The sequence below is a fragment of the Pseudenhygromyxa sp. WMMC2535 genome (assembly GCF_011083025.2).
Genome location: NZ_JABJWV010000001.1, coordinates 2,419,051 through 2,436,642, shown reverse-complemented (window position 1 = coordinate 2,436,642; position 17,592 = coordinate 2,419,051). Strand labels below are relative to the sequence as shown.

Below are 17,592 nucleotides of genomic sequence, written 5' to 3'. Positions count from 1 at the left end.
CTGCGCTGTTCGCACGTTCAAAATCGCCCCTTAATTTTCATTCAGGCTGTATCGATCTTCGATTTTGTGAAAATTTGCCGATGACTAATTTCACCCAACGAAGGCAGAGTGCCGCGATTTATGCGGTTTTGAGCGCTTCTCCGGCACAATTTGTTGGGTTCGGGACCAAGAACACCGAATTTCAGTAAAACTGGAAATTTAATTTGCGCGACCTGCCCACGATCGTGCATGGTTTCAGTGTCATCGAAAAACGATGGCGAGCCCGAGGCAGAGACCATGAACGGCAACCGACAGACCAAGCCAGCGCAAGGATGCGAGGACGTCTGTCGGGAGCGTTCGGGCTCGTTGGAGCTGGTGGTCCATGGAGGCGGCAAGGAGCGCTGCTTTCCGATCACTGAGCTCCACTTCGACGAGGTCGAGGTCGCAGGGAGCGACCTCGACCTCGGCCCTCGCCGCAAGGAAGCGGCGATCCACTATTGCGATGGGAACCTCATGGACGAGATCTCCTGTCGCATCGTGCTGCGCGCCACCGGAGTTGGTGCCGAAAGGGGCGCCGGAGCTGGCGCCGCGCGCGTTCGAGTCTTCAACCATCAGGGTGAACACATGGACGTCGTTCGCCTGGTGAACTCGCTCGAGCGGCGCGCCCAGCTGCGGCGCGACATCGAGCGGGCCCGGCTCACGGTCGCCTGCGGGTGGCTCTGAACCTCGCTCAGCCCAGGAGCGACGCACTTCCGAGCGCGTCGGGTTCCATCGCGGGCTCCTAGCTTTCCCCGGGGCAGGACGTGCGGCGCCAAGGACGGCCCGTGCGTCTTGTTTCGGGGACCTTTGGATCGTGAGTGAACCCTGTCGCAGCTGGCCAAAGAGCGGGTCTGAGCGCTGATTCTTCGCCTTGCCAGGGGTCAGATCCTTTGGTACATGCCGCGCGCCGAGATGGGTGACCACGACACGCTCTACACCGTCTTGATGCCCGAGTTCTGGGCCCGGTTGACGCATCGCGCAGCCGAGACGCCTGCGATCGGGCAGCGCCACTGGGAGTGGGCGCTGTTCCAGGACACGCACTACTCGTTGATTCACGTCGCCGCCGCCGTGATCACCTTCGTGTTCCTGATCATCGCCAGCTTGGTCTGGCGAGCGAGCATCCAGGACAAGACCGAGGGCGTCGTGCCGCCACGCAAGTGGAACCTGGCGGCGATGCTCAGCAATTTCGTCAACGCCACCTACAACATCTGCTCGGATGTCATGGGTGAGAAGCACACGCGGACCTTCTTGCCCTTCCTGGGCACGCTGGCGCTGTTCATCTTCGTGTGCAACATCCAGGGGCTGATCCCTGGGCTGCTCCCGGCCACGGACACGCTGAAGACCAACCTCGCCCTCGCGGTGATGGTCTTCCTCGTCTACAACTTCACCGGCTTCTTCGTTCAGGGCCGGCACTACGCGGCGCACTTCATGGGGCCGAGCTTCTCGGTGGGCCCGCTGCCCAAGTTCCCCTGGCTGTTCCCGCTGATGGTCCCGATCGAGATCGTCAGCCACCTCGCGCGGCCGCTCTCGCTCTCCCTGCGTCTGATGGGCAACATGGTCGCGGACCACAAGGTCCTCGGCGCGATCATGATGCTGGTCCCGCTGGTCGTCCCCGTCCCCTTCTTGTTGCTGGGTGTGCTGGTCTCCATCGTGCAGACCCTGGTGTTCACCCTGCTCACCGCGATCTATCTGTCCATGGCCCTCGAGCACGCCGAGGAGCACTGATCAAACCCAAACGATTTCTCGACTCCCCGTCGACTTTCTCAGAGGAAACCGAAACATGAAGCGCTTCATCGCCCCCCTCATCGCCCTGATGACCCTGATCCTGGTGCCGGGCATCGTCTTTGCTGCCGCCCCCGAGACCGGCGCCGCCCCCCTCGGCGCGGGTGGTGGGATCCGCGCTTTGGGTCTTGGTCTGGCCATGGGCCTCGCCGTGCTCGGCGGTGGTCTCGGTCAGGGCCGGGCTGCGTCGACCGCCCTCGAGGGCATCTGCCGCAACCCCAGCGCCGCCAAGGAGGTCTTCACCCCGATGCTCCTCGGCCTGGCGTTCGTCGAGTCCCTTGTCATCTTCGCGTTCGTCTCGCTGTTCATCATCTGAGCCCGAGCTCCTCGGCGAGATAACTCTCCTTCAAGGATCGACCCTGGCCTGGTGGCTTGGGTCGATTTTTTTGTTCGTAGGTCTTTTGCGGGGGGTGTCGAGGTTTTTTGCGGGGGGTGTCTGTGGAGGGGGGTTGTCGAGGTTTTTTGCGGGGGGTGTCTGTGACGACGGTGCAGGCGCACGGGCCAGCAGGGGACCCTTCCCGCTCAGACAGATCGCTGACTGCGGAGGGGGTTGGTGGGGCAGACGGGGGCGTCTGCGAGGGGTGTCGCTCCGAAGGTGCTGGGCGTACGCTAAACTCGCGGGAAGGGTCCCCTGCTGTCCCTTTTGTGCGCCTCTTTGTCGGAGGGTGACTCCGCCGCTGGGAAGCAGAGGGTGACTCCGCCGCTGGGAAGCAGAGGGTGACTCCGCCGCTGGGAAGCAGAGGGTGACTCCGCCGCTGAGAAGGAGGGTGACTCCGCCGCTGGGAAGCAGAGGGTGACTCCGCCGCTGAGAAGGAGGGTGACTTCGCCGCTGGGAAGCAGAGGGTGACTCCGCCGCTGAGAAGGAGGGTGACTTCGCCGCTGGGAAGCAGAGGGTGACTTCGCCGCTGGGAAGCGGAGGGTGACTCTGCCGCTGGGAAGCAGAAGGGTGACTTCGCCGCTGGGAAGCGGAGGGTGACTCTGCCGCTGGGAAGCGGAGGGTGACTCTGCCGCTGGGAAGCGGAGGGTGACTTCGCCGCTGGGAAGCGGAGCTCAGCAGGCATCGAAGAGCACCTCGTCTGTGAGGGCCGGCATGTCGCTCGCAGATGTAGAGCAGGCCGCTCGAGTGGAAGGGGCCCGCGCCGAGCACCGAGCCGGCTATGCGGCTTCGTTTGTGGGTCGCCCGTGACTCGGCGAGAGCGCAGGGGTGGGAAGGCTTGTGCCGAACAGGCCGCGGTGCACCGCCCGAAGCAGCGCGCCTCGCAAAAGAAAAGAGCCGCAAAAGAAAAGAGCCGCAGCGAGGTCGCTGCGGCTCTTCTTCGTGGTGGCCCCGAGATCTAGGGCGCCTCGACCCAGAGCTTGCCTTGGGCGGGCAGGTACGTGAACTTGAGCTGGTTCATCAGCGGGACGTTCGCGTAGCCGCCCAGCTCGAAGCCCGCGAAGGCGCGGACGCCCGCGATGCCGGGCTCGCCGGGCTGCTCGAGGTAGACGAGGCCGCCGACGCCGGAGGCGACCTTTTGCTCGCCGAAGCTGACGGCGTCGACGAGGACCATCTTGCGGCCGCCCTCGACGTCCTCGGGGTTCTCGACCTCACGGGGGAGGTGGTCGCTCTTGAGGTAGGCCTTCTCGGTGGTCGAGATCGCGCTGGGGTGGATGCCGCCGAGCCAGATCCAGATGTCGTACTCGGAGCCGTCGATGTGGGCCTGGGTGGCGGGGATGTGGATCGACCACTGGTCGAGGAAGAGCAGCGGGACCTCGGCGGCGCCGGAGGGGGCGGCGGCGGGGGCTGCCTTGGTGACCGTGAGCGAGCCGGCAGGGAAGTCGGCGACGACGGAGCCCAGGCGGTGCATGACCTGGTGGCCGAGGATGATGCCGGGCTTCTCGTCGGGGAGGTTGGCGCCGCCGAAGGCCGAGAGGTCGTCGACCACGGCGGGGATGTTCTTGATCTTGAGGCCCTTGAACTCGACCTCGGGGACGAGCACGACGTCGTACCCGCCGAGGTTGAAGAGGCTGACCTTGCCGAGGGGCTCGAGGCCCAAGCTGGCGGCCATGTCGGCGTCGATGTGGCTCTCGATCTGCATCTCCGAGAGCATCGCGGTGGTCGGCTGGCCGCCGACGGTGGCGAAGGAGAACTTCAGGCCGGTCCACTGGTGGAGGCCGAGGTCGGAGGTGCCGGTCTCGCCCTCGACGGTGAGCAGCTCGCCCTTGCCCTGGAAGGCGCGCAGGAAGTCGGCGTAGCCGCGGATGGCGTCGGCGGCGATGCCATCGGCGGCGCCGCTGAGGAAGACCTCGTCGGCGACGGCCGGGCCGGCCTCGGCGTCGGCGAGGACGTAGTGCGACCACAGCTGGCCGATGCGCGAGTCGAGGCCGACCGGCGCCTTGCAGACCTTGGCCTGGGCGTCACACCAGCCGCCGATGTCCTCGCAGTCCTCGAAGGTCTCGCAGGACTTGTTCTCGAAGCCCTCGTTCTCGGCCTCGATCACGGGGGTGAGCACGCTCAGGGCCTCCTCGAACTGGCCGCTGGCCCGGAGGTTGCGGGACAGGGCCACGGCGGCGCCGTAGTTCTTGGGGTCGAGCTCGATGGCCTTGCGCAGGGCCTCGGTCGAGGCCGCGAAGTCGCCGGCCCGCCACTTGGCGGCGCCGATGACCACGTAGGCGTCGGCGTTGTCGGGGTTGTCGGCCAGGGCCTCTTCGCCGCGCTCGTAGGCCGAGATGTAGCGGCCCATCTGCAGGTCCTCGTTGGCGAGGGTGATCAGCTCGTTGACCTTGGCGTTCTTGGCCGCGGCGGCCTGTTCGGCCTCGACCTCTTCCTTGGACTTGCCCTTGGGCACCTTGGTGCCGTCGGTGGTGGTCTTGGCGCAGCCAGTGGTCGCGCCGGGGAGGGCGAGGAGCAGGGCCAGGGACAGGGGGCTGAGGAGGCTTCGGACGCTTCGCATGCGCGTTCTCCTGCGGCGCGGGCCGAGTTCGGCGGGCGCGGCGGTGGCGGGGAGGATACCCGCCACGAGGCGAGGTCGGCAAACGCCTTCGCTGCCCGTGAGTGAACCCGCGAAGACGAGGGTCAACCACGTCGTTGAGCCCGCCTTTCACCCCCGCGGCCGGTGTTTTCGGCGTGTTTGGGGTCCGAGGGCGCTCAGGGCTGGCTCTGGGGGTCCACGGCCACGTCCGAGGGAGCCGCGCTGGCCTGAGCCGCGCGATCGCCTTCGTCAGGGCTGGTGCGCCGGTGGTGGCCGAGGAGCAGGGCCCCCGGGAGCGCCAGGACGCAGGCACCGAGGAGCTGCAGCAGGTACATGAGCGCGGCGAAGGTCGAGGCCGCGTCGACCTCGCTGGGCCCGGTGAGCAGGCCCAGGGCCAGGGCCATGCCGACCTGGAAGCTGCCCGCCTGGGCCGGGCCGCCGGGGACCTGGATGCTCAGCCCGACCACCGCGACGACCACGGCGGCGTCGGCGAAGCCGAGCTCGAGGCCGCAGGCGAGCATCAGCAGCCACAGCTGGAAGATCGTCAGGCCCCAGTAGATCGCGGACCACAGCAAGAAGGGCCCGCTCAGGCGCCAGTCGAAGAGCACGGCGATGGTCGCGGCCATGCGGTGGGCGGCGGCCGCCGCTCGCTGACCGAGGCGCCCGGGCAAGGCGGCGCCGACCACTCGCTCGAGCACGGCCGGCTCGAGGGCGCCGAAGATCAGCGCCGCCAGGGCCAGGACGAAGGTCAGGGCCATGATCCGCCCGCTCCCGCGGATGTACGAGAGGGTCTCGGGATCGTCGACGCTCAGGTGGGCGAGCTCGAGGCCGACGAAGAGCATGGCGACGACGATCAGCGCGTCGACGACCCGCTCGACGGCGATCGCGGACAGGGACTCGGTGAAGCCCACCCCGGGCTCGCGGGCCCGGGTGATCAGCAGCGGCCGGGTGAATTCGCCGAGCCGAAAGGGCAGCAAGATGACCGCGGGGAAGCTGACCAGGCCGCTGCCGTGGAGCACCCGCCAGTCGAGGCGCCGGCGCGGGCTCTCGGGGCTCGCGTCGGCGCTGGCCCGGGCGACCACGCGATCGAGGGCGAAGCGCAGCCGCGCCGCGCGGAAGCCCGCGTAGGGCAGCTGGACCGCGCAGGCGGCCACGAGCAGCCACGGCCGGGGCAGGACCACGCGCTCGGGCCACAGGTCGATCTTGCCGAAGCGGGCGACGAGGATCAGCAAGGCGGCGGCGGCGGCCACGGAGACCAGCCACAATAGCACGCGCCTGCCCGCGCTCGGGGCCTCGCGCGGGAGCTCTCGAGCCGCGGCCATGGGGGCTGTTTTATACCCCCCGGGGGATCTGTGAAATCGGCCGCGTCCGAGCATGGCACGCAGTCGCGACGTGGATTCGGGCCAATTGCTGTTCTAGCCTTGTCGGGCCGCGGCATGGAGACCTACCGCATCCGCTTCCTCGGCGGCCCGACGCCGGTGCGCTCCATCGAGCTCGTGCGCGAGTTCATGGGGGTGGGCCTGCGCGAGGCCAAGGAGCTTGTCGAGACCCGGGGGGTGATCCTCGAGCGGGCGACGGCGGCGGAGGCCCGGCGGATCCACGCGCGCTTCGCCGAGATCGGGGCCGAGGTGGCGCCGGAGCGGACCTGGCGACACCTCTACATCTACGACCCCAGCCACCCCGCGCGGGGTGACCAGCCGCTGCGGCGCCTGCGTGCCGGGGAGCGCGAGGTGGAGATCGACGGCGGCGCGCTCGGGGCCTGGGGCCGCCCGAGCGCCAGCGATCTCGCCGAGTCGAACCGCCTGGCCTTCGAGGATCCGACGCTCGCGGATCGCCACACCCTGGCCAGCATCCACGGCTGGGTCGGCAAGGGCCTGGCCATCGCCGAGAGCGAGCTCGACGTGCTCGAGGCCCTCAGCCCCCGCGACCACGCGCTCGAGGCGAGGCTGCGGGCGACCCCCGAGGATGTCGAGGCCCACCTCATCTATGGCGACTGGTTGCAGGCCCGGGGCGACCCTCGCGGCCAGCTCATCGCCCTCCACCACGCCCGGCACGCGGCCGAGTCCGAAATCGAGGGCGGGACGCTCACGGCCAAGCTCCGCGCCGAGCTGCGCGAGCGCGAGCGCGAGCTCCTCAGCGTCCACGCCGGCCACTTCTTCGGCCCCCTGCGCGGCCTGTGCGAGCCGGACACCAGCCGCCGCGACTCCCTGGCCCTGCGCTGGTCCCTGGGCTTCGTGGACGCGGCCTTCGTCGGCGCCCTGAACTGGTCGCGCGCCGCGGGCGGCCCCTTCGAGATCCTCGCCGCGCTCTTGCGCCTCCCGGTCACCGCCCGCCTCCAGACCCTGGCGCTGACCAACATGATCAGCTCGCGCCCCGAGCTCGAGGCCCTGCTGTGCGCCTCGAGCGTGGTCGCCAACCTGCGCGCCCTCGAGCTCGGCGACCACGCCGAGCCCCCCCGCCCGCGCCGCGGCGCCGCCCCACCGCCCACCTGGGCGCGGCTGTGGCCCCACCTACAACGCCTCGAGCGCCTGCGCCTCCACGGCGATCACCCGCCCTTGGGCGCCTTGCACTCCCAGACCCTCACCCACCTCGAGCTCCACCTCGGCGACCTCGACACCACCCTCGCCTGGCTCGACCAACAAAGCTCCGCCCCCACGCCCCTGGACAGTTCACCAAGGTTCACCAGCCGCCTCCCCCAGCTGCGCACCTTGACCCTCGCCCCCCGCAGCCCCGCCATCACCCGCGCCGGCCTCGGCGAGCTGCTCGGCCGCCCCGAATTCGACGCGCTCACGACCCTCGAGCTCAGCGTGCGCGACGAGCCCTTACCTCCACCCCTCGTCGACGCCCTCGCCCACACCCCCCGCCTGCGCACCCTGGACCGCCTCGACCTCTCGCGCTGCACCGCCGACGACCACAGCCGCGCCCACCTCCAAGCCTTGCACGCGCACGGCCACCTCCCCCGAGACCTCCGCCTCCCTCGACCTGCCCTCGCCTAGGAGCCCGTGGTGGAACCCAGCGCGGCCCCTGGCGCCGGGATTTTCGTCGAGGGCGCGAAGCCAAAACGCCGCTGTACCGGGCGTACTGCAAGTTTTGGCGACAAAGCCCTCGGCGAAAAGACCAAGCCAGGTGTCGTGTTGGGTTTCACCACGGGCTCCTAGAGCGGCAATCAGTTTGGATTCGCGCTCTCAGGCACATCTGGGCGGCCCCGTGGTCTTTGTCACTCGGCGCTCGCAGTGGGTCCACCACGGGCTCCTAGGCTTGACCAAGACGAGCCTCGCCAAAAACCAGACACCCCACCGATTGCCGGCTCGCGGAGACATCCTTCCGCCAAAGAGGCGCACAAAAGGGCCAGCAGGGGACCCTCTGGGCGAGTTCTGCGAACGTAGCCCAACTTCGGAGCGACGCCCTCCAAGAAGGACAGCATCACTTCACCGAGCCAGCCGTCGGAGTCAGCAGCTGTCCGAGCCAAGAGGGTCCCCTGCTGGCCCGTGCGCCTGTTCGTCGGCCGAGAAGACCCCCGCCAAAGGCCGAGAAGACCCCCGCCAAAGACCGAGAAGACCCCCGCCAAAGACCGAGAAGACCCCCGCCAAAGACCGAGACGACCCTCTATTCCAAAGCCCCCCGAAACCCCAAAAACTTGTCCCGAAAAACCTCCTCCGAAAACGCCGCATCCGCATCCTCGTGCACATCCATCCAAGCCTGCATCCGCTCCTCCCCCGGCCGATCCAGCTCCCCAATCGCCAGCGTCATCGTACACCGCAGCCCCTCCTCCCGGTGCTCGTCCGTCTCCACATCCACGCTGCACTGAAAGCAAACCCCATAGTGCGTCACCACCACCTTCTCCCCCTCCTCGTGCTCGAGGCGCCGCCCCAGCGTCAAGAACTTCGGCTCCCCCTCGCAGGTGATCGCCAGCACCTTCGTGCTGGCGATCTGCTGGCGAAACATGTCCTCGAGCTCGGCCCGCAGCATCACGAAGGGCTCGCTCACGTTGAAGAACATGTGCACGGAGTCGGCGAAGATCGAGAAGTCGTCGCGGGGATCGGCGGCCGGCTCGGTCATGATGAGCCATGGATAGCACGTCCCTCCTCGCGTCGCGCCGCCGCGTTCACAATCCCCACGCTCGGAGGTGACGCACCGGGGTGAGTCGGCCGTACCGTCTGCGGGGAGGGGGAGCCGGGTCGCTCGGCGAGCACGAATTCGAGCTGAAAATTGTATTTCGCGCACGCCATCGTCTTCGAGGATCGCAAGGCAGGTGTCGTCGGCTTCTGTCGGCTGCTGATACTCGCCGGCGTCGTCGAGGACATGGGCGCCCAGTGGATCGCGCAGGCACTCCGGCAAGGACTCGGTCGGTCCGGGGGCGAGGGTGGGGTCGCCGCGGTGTCGAGCTTGCAATGGTCGGTGCAGGCCTGCGCGCGGACGTCGACGCCGCCCTCGGCGGTGAACTCGTCGAGGCGCTCGGTGCAGGGGCTGAGCACGAAGGTCGGTCGACGAAAACTCGGCGCGTGAAAAAGGTGAGCCGCGTTGTTGGGCCAGTTTACCAATTGAGCGAGTGTACTTTTGGCCGCTGGTGGCGAGGGGATCATCCTCTTAGCCTCTGTCCATGCGATTGAATTCGAGCCTCGTTTTGGTTTGCATGCTCGCGGCCGCCTGCGCCTCCGATGATGGGGGCGCTGACGAGGTCGGCGAGACCGCCGGGAGCGAGGGGTCCGACGAGGCGACGGAGACGGACACGTCCACGGAGGGCGGAACCACGGGGACGGGGACGGGGACGGGGACGGACACCGACACGGCGGAGACGGACACGGAGGCCGAGGGCGAGGAGACGACCACGGACACCGACACGGGCGGCGGCGAGACCCTGGCGCCGGGCCTGTTCATCGGCGTCGATGATCTCGAGCGCGCCCGCGATCGCGCGAGCGGGGGGATCGAGCTGTTCGAGGCTCAGCTGAGCCTGGTCGACTCTCGGGCCGCGGCCGCGCAGAGCGAGGAGCCCAACCCCTTCCACATGGACGACGTCACGCAGATCCGCTTTGGCTGGTGCGAGTCGAGCGACGACGTCGACGACACGCTCAGCGAGGCCTCGGACCGGTTCACCAACGAGAGCGACGACATCCACGGTCTGGCGTTGAAGTTCGCCCTGAGCGAGGACCCGGCCTACGCCGACGACGCCCTCGCGCGCATGCTGGTCTGGGCCGAGGCGCAGACCCTGGTCAACCTCAACGACCTCGGGGTGGACTTCGCGGCGGCCACCCTCGACGACATGACCGACGGCTACTGCAGCGATCGCCCGTGGAACTTCGCCCTCGACACGATGTGGCAAGCCTACGGCCTGACCAACATCGCCGACAGCTACCTGCTGCTCACCCGCAACGGCTACGCGCTCTCGGAGGCGGACGACGCGGCGCTCCGCGACTGGATCTTGCGCGTGACCGAGGCCGTCAACTCGAGCTTCCAGGCGTGGACCAAGTGGGCCGACGCGCACCCCAGCTCGAGCGTCTACGAGCGCTACCGATCCGACAACCACCTCTCGTGGGCGATGGTCGGGCTGATCTCCGCGGCCGTCGCCCTCGACGACGACGCGCTCGCGGACTACGTGCTCGAGGGCGGGGAGTGGACCGACAGCCGCACCGGCGCCTACGCGAACCCCTCGTCGGTCCGCGAGCTGATCGACTACGCGATCGAGGGCGACGGCCTGGTCTACGAGGAGAAGATCCTCCGGGATCCGCCGGTCGGCTACTCCTTCTTTCACCTCTGGGCGCTCAGCGCCATCGCCCGCGTCGCCGAGCTCCACTACCCCGAGCACGACATCTGGGCCTACGCCGGGGAGGACGGCGGGAGCTTGAAGCTCGCCTTCGACCGCTACGCCGGCTTCATCACGGGCACCAAGGTCTCGCCGGAGCCGGATCAGGAGCCGGACCTCACGACCTACAACTTCCTCTACGAGCTACCGGTGGCGCGCTGGGACGAGGCCGAGCACCTCGAGGCGCTCACGGCGGCCTCGCGCAACCGGTGGATCATCCAGAATTTCGGGCCTGTGGCCGTTCTCGTTGGCGTCGATCCGTGACCGAGCGCCCGGTGAGCTCGGCCCGCTGACCCGGGCTCGGGCTCACCGGGCCACAGGAGGTCGCTCAGGAGGCGATGGTCAGGACCACGCGCCCGCTCGCGTTGGGGCGCTCGGCCAGACGGATGGCGTCGGCCCAGGCTTCGAGGTCGAAGCGCTCGACCACGCGCTCGCGCAGGCCGAGGTCGACCGCGGCCGCGACGAGCTCGGTCAGCCGCGCCTGAGCCCGGGCCTCGCCGACCTCGCGGCTCCACTGGTGCAGCCAAAAGCCGCGCAGGTGGAGCTGGCGAAACACGAGCTGGCCGATGGACATCTGCGCGGGGGCCCGGCTCGCGCCGCCGTAGACCACGAGCTCTCCGCCGGCGTCGAGGCAGCTGGCGAGCAGCTCGGTGGTCGCGCCGCCGCTGCCGTCGAAGGCCACGCTCGGGGCGGGCAGGCCGAGCTCGATCAGGCGCCTGCCCAGGCCGGGCTCGCGGACCAGGACATGGTCCGCGCCCAGCCCCCACAGGTCGGCGATCGGCTCGCGCGAGCCGACCAGGGCGACGCTGTGCAGCCCCCGGGCCTGGGCGAGGGCGGTGAGGTAGCGGCCCACGGAGCCGCCGCCCGGGCTGTGCACGAACCAGTCGCCGGGGCGCAGGGCGTCGAGGAGCACCGCCGCGCTGAGCCCCTCGACGCGCAAGGTGCACAGCGCCGCGAGGTCGGGCCGCGGGGGGAGAGGGACGAGGGTCGAGGCGGGCACGCAGACGCGCTCGCGCCAGGTCCCGCAGCGGATCGGCAAGAGCACCGCGGTCCCGGGCGCGAGCGCGGACTCGCCCTCGCGGGGATCGACGAGCACGCGGCCGATCCCCTGGGCGCCCGGGAAGCCCCCAGGCGGCGGCAGCGGGTAGTGCCCGCGGATCATCAGGCGGTCCATGGGGCCGATGGGCGCCGCCAGGACCTCGATCAGGGCCTCGCCTGGTCCGGGCTCGGGTTCGGGGAGCTCGACGAGCTCGAGGACCTCGAGGGGGTGACCCGCTCGTTGAACACGCAGGGCTCGCAAGGCCGCGAGTGTGCGCGATAGTGACCTGGGCTGCTAGAGCAGGCCCCGGCTCGAGCTGCCAGCCGAGCGCGCCTTGGATGGGCGACCGGCCGGTGGGCTAGCCGTGAGGTGAGCGAGCTGCGCAGCGGATCGGGATCCCCGCAGGCAACGCGGGGAGTTTGAGAGAACACTCGCGTTTCGCGGCACCCCAAATCGGCGCTAAGTCCGCATCCCGACCCCGACTCTGGCGATCGCTCGAGGCTCAGCCGCGGGCGTAGCTGAGGAACATCATCGGCTTGCCCTCGGCGTCGCCGCAGACGACGGTCCACTCGTAGCCGCCCTCGATCCCGTGGGCGACCTGGCGGTCCGTCGAGGTGTCGGGGCTGGGCATGTCGGCCACGGTCTTGCCAGCGACCTTGGCGATCTCGCTCAGGGCGTTTTGCATGCACTGGTCGGGGCTCGTACCCGCGGCGAGCACCAGGATCATGGCCGCGGTGAAGCCCCCGCGGAACTTGGTCTCGTCGACGTCCTTGCGCTTGACGACCGAGCCCGGGAAGCGGGCCTCGTCGTACCAGGGCGGGGGCTCTCCGGGGCGCGAGCTCCCGTCGGGGGACTCCTGGCTGACCGCGGGGGCGGAGCTGGGCGCGGGCACGGTCGTGGGCGCGGGCGCCTGTTCGGGCGCGGCAGGCTCCGCGGCCTCGGGCGCACCCTTGGTCGCCTCGGCGGGCTTGGGCGGCTCGCAGGCGAGCGCGGCGAGAGGGAGGGTGAGCGCGATGGCGAGGGCGGCGCTGTGCGAGCGCATCATGGCTCGGGAGCTTACTTGTCCCGGATGCATCGCGCGAGCAGGCCCTGGTCATCGTCGATCTCGACGCTCGCCCACTCGGCGGTCTCCTTGTCCACGTAGGTCTGCTCGGCCGCGCCTTCGCGGGTCCAAAACGGCCCTGGGCCGCCGAACCACATGTACAGGGCCCTGACCTCGGCAATGCTCGGCAGCCGCCACGCGGGCGCGTCGTCGCCCTCTCCGGGGGCGCGGAGCAGCGAGCAAAAGCGCACCGCCTCATCGCGGCTCACCGCCTCGGCGACGGCCATGAAGATCTGGTACTGCTCGCGGTCGAGGACGATCGGCAGCGGGTTGGCGGCCTGCGGGACAGTCAGCGGCGTCTGGTCGCCCAGGTCCCGGGCGCAGCGAAAGCCCAGGCGGGGGTGTTGGGCGAGCATGCGGTCGGTCTCGAAGTTCTGCTCGGGGATGGGCTCGGCGAAGCTCGCCCCCTCGGCGAGCTGCCAGGCGCCGGCTCGAGCCCCGGAGCGGCCGCCCTTGACGGTGTAGCGCTGGCCGAGCTCGCACTCGCTGCCGCCGCAGAGCGTCTCGATCCAGTCCGCCCACGAGCGGGCCAGCGGCCCATCCTCGTCGCGGAATTCCCCGGTGACATAACGGTTGATGTAGGCGTCTGGATCGAAGGGATCGGCGACCCACTCCGTCGCGTTTCCTCCAAATCCCTTGAGGCCGAAGTAGCTGATATCGAGGGGATCGAAGCCCACTGGCCCGAGCGCGAGGCCGAGCTCGTCGCGGAATTGATTGCCCCAAGGGTAGGTCCAGCCCAGGGGACCACGCGCGGCGTATTCCCACTGTGCTTCCGTGGGCAAGCGAGCGCCTCGCCATTCGCAATAGGCGGCGGCTTGATCGTGGGTCACGCAGGTCTGGGGGATGGACGCGAGCTCGCGATCTTGCAGCTGCGTCTCGCTGGGCCGGCCATCGCTGCCGTCGAGGCAGCGCGCGGGCGTGCACTCGCCAGCGCTCACGCACTTGCCATAGGCCAATCGATTGACCTCCCAACCATCAATCCAATAACTGTCGATACGGTCTTCAAACAGTGGTTGTCCAGCCCATTTCACGTATGGACGATCGGGGGTCGCCTTCATCCGAGTCATTGGGGGCAGGTCACCCCGCCAAAAGACACCTCCCGGAATTTGCACCTCTCCGTTTTGTCCATCTTCGAAGGGGTGGGACACGAGTGTCACGCACTGACCTTCCGGATTGATGCCGCCGCTGCGGGGGCACTCGTCGGGCTGGCTCACCTCTTTGGGGGCCTCGTCGGGCACCTGCTTGCCGCGGTAGGGCTCGCCAGCGGGGATCGTGGGCGGCTGATCGAAGTAGCGCTCGGTTCGGGCGGCCTCGTCTGGGCGGTCACATCCGAGCGGGGACAGCCCGCTGGCGACGAGCAGACCGAGGAGCCAGGGGCACGAAGAGATGGCGGTGCTGCTGGTGCGCATGGCGAGTTCGCTCGACCCTGCCAAAGATTCGAGGACTCGAAAACTCCCGCGTATGAGCGGCTTCGAGGGGAGGTCGCTGGCACCGAGTTTGGGCGCTGTAACCAGGGGCCTCGAGGCCACGTAGGCAATAGACGGACTGGGCGCCCACCGGCGCGATCGCGCTTGGCTCCACTGGCGCCTGTGGAAAACTGGGCCATGCTGATGCAGGGGTGCGAAAAACCCGCCCCACCCCTGAAACGAGAGGAATCATGAGCCTTCTAGCGAATATCGACCATCTGAACATCGCGGCCGGCATCGAGGCGGTCGCCGTCGACACGGGAACCCGCGCATATCGCGGGCAAGAGAGCTGGCACCCCGTCCTCGACGGGGCCTTGGATCTCTTCAAGCAGACCGAAGAGAAGAGCATCCGGCTCGTCATCGGCAAGCACACCGTCGTCGTCCAGCGCGAGAACACCGAGACCGTCGCCGTGGTGCTGCCCACGGGTCACGCGATCGCCAAATCGCTGCGCCGGATGATCCGTCGCATGGCACGCAAGGATCGTGGGCCGCTGCCCAAGACCCAGACCCAACCACAAAGCGAAGCCGCGCCTGCGCCCGCGCCCACACCTTCGGTGGTCCCCAGCGCGCCCGTGGTCTCGCCCTCGGTGTCGCCCTCCCTATCCCCGGTGTCGCCCGTCTCGCCGGCTGCACCGGCGCCGACCAGCGCCCCGCCCAGCCCCCTGGGCAACGTCGCCAAGCCGGAGTCCAAGCCCGAGCCCGCCAAGCCCGAGGTCGAGAGCGCCCCGCCCTCGTCCCCGGACCGCGGTGGCTTCACCTTCTAGCTCGCTCCGCCGAATACCGTCGATATCACACGCTAGAGCACGAAACGGGTGAGGGGGCCGCGAGGCTGCCCTCACCCGGGCGAAGCCCCAAAGCGGGGCAGGCAAAGCTCGCTGTGACCGTCGATGGCGAGCGCTGCCACGGCCAAGCCGACGGCTGGCGCGAATTTGAAGCCGTGGCCCGAGAACCCGGCCGCGATCGACACCCGAGGATCCTCGGGGTGTGGCTCGATCCAGAAGTCACCGCTCGCCGTCTGGGTGTACAGACAGGTCTTGCTCGCGCGTAGCTGCCCTGCCGCGGGGAAGTAGCGCGCGATGAAAGCACGCAGTGGCGCGAGGTCGCGCTCATCCACCTCGCGCGCGACGGACTCGGGGCTGCGCTGGGCCGCGTCCATGTGTGCGACGAGGTCCGCTGTGATGCCCTCTGCGCCAGCGCGGGCCTGGTGGCAGGCGAGCTTACATCCACGCAGCGCCTCGGCCTGGGGCTCGCGCGCGCCCTCGTCGTTGGCGGGGAAGCCATAGAAGAAGCCCTCTGGGGTGAACGCCCCCCAGGCAGGCAGCTCGCGCAGGCAGGCGTCGCTCCACGCCAACACGCGGCGGAGGATCGTCAGCGGCTGGACCCGGGCGGCGATGGGCAGCAGGCGCGCGGCCCAGGCTCCGGCGGCGATGACCAAGTGGTCTGCCTGGATCTGTCGGCCGTCTTCGAGGCGCAGGCCCACACGGGCACCGCCGAGCTCCAGTTCGCGCACTCCCACGCCGTAGTGCAGCGTCGCGCCTGCGGCCTGCGCTTCGTCGCGCAGGGCGTCGAGGCAGGCCCGGACCCGCAGGTAGCCGCTGCCCGGAGACAGGCAGGCGTCCCAGCCCGGGGGGATCTCGAAGGGATAGCGGGCGCGGGCCGTGGTCGCGCTGAGGCGCTGGTGCTCGACGCCGTGCTCGTCCAGGGCCGCGAGCGTGGCGGCGAACTCCGGGTCGTCGGGCGCGCCGAATTCGAGCAGCCCGCAGCGGACTAGCAAGGTCTCGCCCACGCGCTCGCCCAGGGCCGTCCACTCGCGGTCCGCCCGGCTGACCAGGCCGACGTAGTCGGAGCCCTCGTGGTAGGCGTGGCGGATGATCCGGGTGTGGCCGCCGTGGCTGCCGAGCTCGTGGACGTGGCCGTGGCGCTCGAACACCTCGACCCTCGCGCCGCGCCGGGCCAGGGCCCAGGCCGCGGCCAGGCCCATGGTCCCGCCGCCGACCACCGCGACGCGCAGGCCCGCGCCGGCCCGGCTCACGGGTGACCCTCGGCGAAGCCGTAGTAGTCGGCGTTGCCCAGCTCGGGCAGGGCGGCCGAGCGCAGCAGCAAGGTCCGCACGGCCCAGACGTCGCGGAACACCCGGTAGAGCAGGGCCGTCTGGTCCAGGTACTCGACCCCCGCCGAGCCGCCGGTGCCCGTGCGCCGGCCGATGATCCGCTCGACCATGCGTGCGTGTCGCTGGCGGAAGATCACGAAGGCCTGCTCGAGGGCCACGATCGCGTCGAGGACCTCGCGCGGCCAGGCCAGCAGGGGCAGCTCGCGGTAGCTCTCGATGAAGAGCAGCGCGGCGCGGATCCGCGAGCGACGCTGGCGCTCGGGTTCGCTGGTGTCCTCGGGCAGATCTTCGGCCAGCAAGAAGGTCCGCGCGCTGGCGATCTCCTTGCGGTAGCGCGCGTCGAGGCGCTCGCGGTCGCCCTCGGTCAGCGCGTCCTGCATGGCGCGGGTCCGGGCGGCGTCGAGCTCCCGGGCGTGGGCGTCGATGAAGGCCTCGATGACCGCGCGGACGTGGGCGGCGTCGCCCTCGTCCTCGGGCACGGAGCCGTCGATGGGCGTGCGGTAGAGCCAGTCGTCGAGGGCCTCGCGCAGGCTCGGGCGGTCGGCGAGGCGGGCCGTGACCCGGCGCGAGGCCGGCGAGGGCGAGCCGTCGGCGTTTTGCAGCGCGCGCATGTAGTCCTCGTGGCCCAGGGGGATGCGGTCGCGGGACTCGAGCCCCAAGAGGATCTCGATCTCGCGCAGCTGGGCCGACTGAAAGCCGCTCGCCGGGGACAGCTTGTCGCGGAAGGCCAGATAGTCCCGGGTCGTCAGCGTCTCCATCAGCTCGAAGTGATGGGCGACCTGCTGGAGCAGGAGCACCGTCCGTCGCAGGCCCCGGACCACGCTCGACAGCGACTGCTCGGCGACGTGCTCCTGGGCGAAGAGGTCACGGATCCCAACGAGCTCGCGCAAGGTCAGCTTGAACCACAGCTCGTCGATCTGGTGGATGACGATGAACATGACCTCGTCGTTGACGAGCGCGGCGTCGTCGGCCTCGATCCCACCTTGTAGGCTCAGCAGCTCCTCGACCTTGATGTAGTCCCAGTAGGTCGTCGGCTTGCTCGGCATGGACCCGACGCTGCCAGGGCGCGCGGGGGTCTGACAACGACCTCGCTTTGCGGCTGCTCACGGTGATTGGCGATTCACAGCCACGAATGGCCGTGTGCAGCTCGTTTCGCCGCTCGTCAATTTGACGGATTGGATGGGGCCTAGGAGCCCGTGGTGAAACCCAACACGACACCTCGCTTGGTCTTTTCGCCGAGGGCTTTGTCGCCAAAACTGGCAGTACGCCCGGTACAGCGGCGTTTTGGCTTCGCGCCCTCGGCGAAAATCCCGGCGCGAGGAGC

The 17,592-nt window shown here is 69.3% G+C and carries 15 protein-coding genes; 7 read left to right on the top strand and 8 right to left on the bottom strand.

Translation table 11 applies throughout. The features are described 5' to 3' along the window. Window positions 1-276 precede the first annotated feature (276 nt). From G6O69_RS09230 to G6O69_RS09220, 3 genes are all read left to right on the top strand, one after another. Window positions 277-702, top strand: coding sequence for a hypothetical protein (locus G6O69_RS09230; RefSeq protein ID WP_172303150.1), 426 nt, complete (start codon window positions 277-279; stop codon window positions 700-702). A gap of 213 nt (window positions 703-915) precedes the next feature. Continuing rightward, a complete protein-coding gene (atpB, locus tag G6O69_RS09225) occupies window positions 916-1,743 on the top strand; it encodes a F0F1 ATP synthase subunit A (protein ID WP_172303149.1) in 828 nt (275 codons plus the stop codon). Window positions 1,744-1,798: 55 nt separating this feature from the next. Then, window positions 1,799-2,116: an ATP synthase F0 subunit C gene (locus G6O69_RS09220; protein ID WP_172303148.1), complete on the top strand. Its 318-nt coding sequence runs from the start codon at window positions 1,799-1,801 to the stop codon at window positions 2,114-2,116. Between the two features lie 1,018 nt (window positions 2,117-3,134). On the opposite strand, the gene G6O69_RS09215 is transcribed toward G6O69_RS09220, so the two are convergent. Both G6O69_RS09215 and G6O69_RS09210 read right to left on the bottom strand, forming a co-directional pair. After that, a complete protein-coding gene (locus G6O69_RS09215; RefSeq protein WP_172303147.1) occupies window positions 3,135-4,733 on the bottom strand; it encodes a tetratricopeptide repeat protein in 1,599 nt (532 codons plus the stop codon). Between the two features lie 194 nt (window positions 4,734-4,927). After that, window positions 4,928-6,073, bottom strand: coding sequence for a lysylphosphatidylglycerol synthase transmembrane domain-containing protein (locus G6O69_RS09210; RefSeq protein ID WP_172303146.1), 1,146 nt, complete (start codon window positions 6,071-6,073; stop codon window positions 4,928-4,930). A 114-nt stretch (window positions 6,074-6,187) separates the two neighbouring features. Between G6O69_RS09210 and G6O69_RS09205 the strand changes: the two genes are divergently transcribed. Continuing rightward, a complete protein-coding gene (locus tag G6O69_RS09205; protein ID WP_172303145.1) occupies window positions 6,188-7,747 on the top strand; it encodes a ribosomal protein L7/L12 in 1,560 nt (519 codons plus the stop codon). Between the two features lie 610 nt (window positions 7,748-8,357). On the opposite strand, the gene G6O69_RS09200 is transcribed toward G6O69_RS09205, so the two are convergent. Further along, on the bottom strand, window positions 8,358-8,810 hold the full coding sequence (locus G6O69_RS09200; RefSeq protein WP_172303144.1) for a hypothetical protein: 453 nt from the start codon (window positions 8,808-8,810) through the stop codon (window positions 8,358-8,360). Between the two features lie 150 nt (window positions 8,811-8,960). Between G6O69_RS09200 and G6O69_RS09195 the strand changes: the two genes are divergently transcribed. Continuing rightward, window positions 8,961-9,257 carry a hypothetical protein gene (locus G6O69_RS09195; RefSeq protein ID WP_172303143.1) on the top strand — a complete coding sequence of 99 codons (297 nt, stop codon included), beginning with the start codon at window positions 8,961-8,963 and terminating at the stop codon, window positions 9,255-9,257. Between the two features lie 94 nt (window positions 9,258-9,351). Further along, window positions 9,352-10,815: an alginate lyase family protein gene (locus G6O69_RS09190; RefSeq protein ID WP_172303142.1), complete on the top strand. Its 1,464-nt coding sequence runs from the start codon at window positions 9,352-9,354 to the stop codon at window positions 10,813-10,815. A gap of 64 nt (window positions 10,816-10,879) precedes the next feature. Here the strand turns inward: G6O69_RS09190 and G6O69_RS09185 are convergent, their stop codons facing one another. The 3 genes from G6O69_RS09185 to G6O69_RS09175 all read right to left on the bottom strand — a co-directional run bounded on the left by G6O69_RS09185 (window position 10,880) and on the right by G6O69_RS09175 (window position 14,101). Then, window positions 10,880-11,851 (bottom strand): 2-enoyl thioester reductase domain-containing protein, encoded by a 972-nt coding sequence (locus tag G6O69_RS09185; protein WP_172303141.1) that lies wholly within the window; start codon window positions 11,849-11,851, stop codon window positions 10,880-10,882. Window positions 11,852-12,092: 241 nt separating this feature from the next. Beyond that, window positions 12,093-12,635 (bottom strand): hypothetical protein, encoded by a 543-nt coding sequence (locus G6O69_RS09180; protein ID WP_172303140.1) that lies wholly within the window; start codon window positions 12,633-12,635, stop codon window positions 12,093-12,095. A gap of 11 nt (window positions 12,636-12,646) precedes the next feature. After that, window positions 12,647-14,101, bottom strand: coding sequence for an SUMF1/EgtB/PvdO family nonheme iron enzyme (locus G6O69_RS09175; RefSeq protein ID WP_172303139.1), 1,455 nt, complete (start codon window positions 14,099-14,101; stop codon window positions 12,647-12,649). Between the two features lie 248 nt (window positions 14,102-14,349). On the opposite strand from G6O69_RS09175, the gene G6O69_RS09170 reads away from it, so the two are divergent. Beyond that, window positions 14,350-14,922 carry a hypothetical protein gene (locus G6O69_RS09170; RefSeq protein WP_172303138.1) on the top strand — a complete coding sequence of 191 codons (573 nt, stop codon included), beginning with the start codon at window positions 14,350-14,352 and terminating at the stop codon, window positions 14,920-14,922. 71 nt (window positions 14,923-14,993) lie between these two features. Here the strand turns inward: G6O69_RS09170 and solA are convergent, their stop codons facing one another. Together solA and G6O69_RS09160 are read right to left on the bottom strand one after the other, a co-directional pair. Then, the gene (solA, locus tag G6O69_RS09165) at window positions 14,994-16,190 is read right to left on the bottom strand and encodes an N-methyl-L-tryptophan oxidase (RefSeq protein ID WP_172303137.1); all 1,197 of its coding nucleotides are present in this window, start codon (window positions 16,188-16,190) and stop codon (window positions 14,994-14,996) included. Next, window positions 16,187-17,314, bottom strand: coding sequence for a tryptophan 2,3-dioxygenase family protein (locus tag G6O69_RS09160; protein ID WP_172303136.1), 1,128 nt, complete (start codon window positions 17,312-17,314; stop codon window positions 16,187-16,189). The genes solA and G6O69_RS09160 overlap by 4 nt, the downstream gene beginning before the upstream one ends. Window positions 17,315-17,592: the final 278 nt, after the last annotated feature.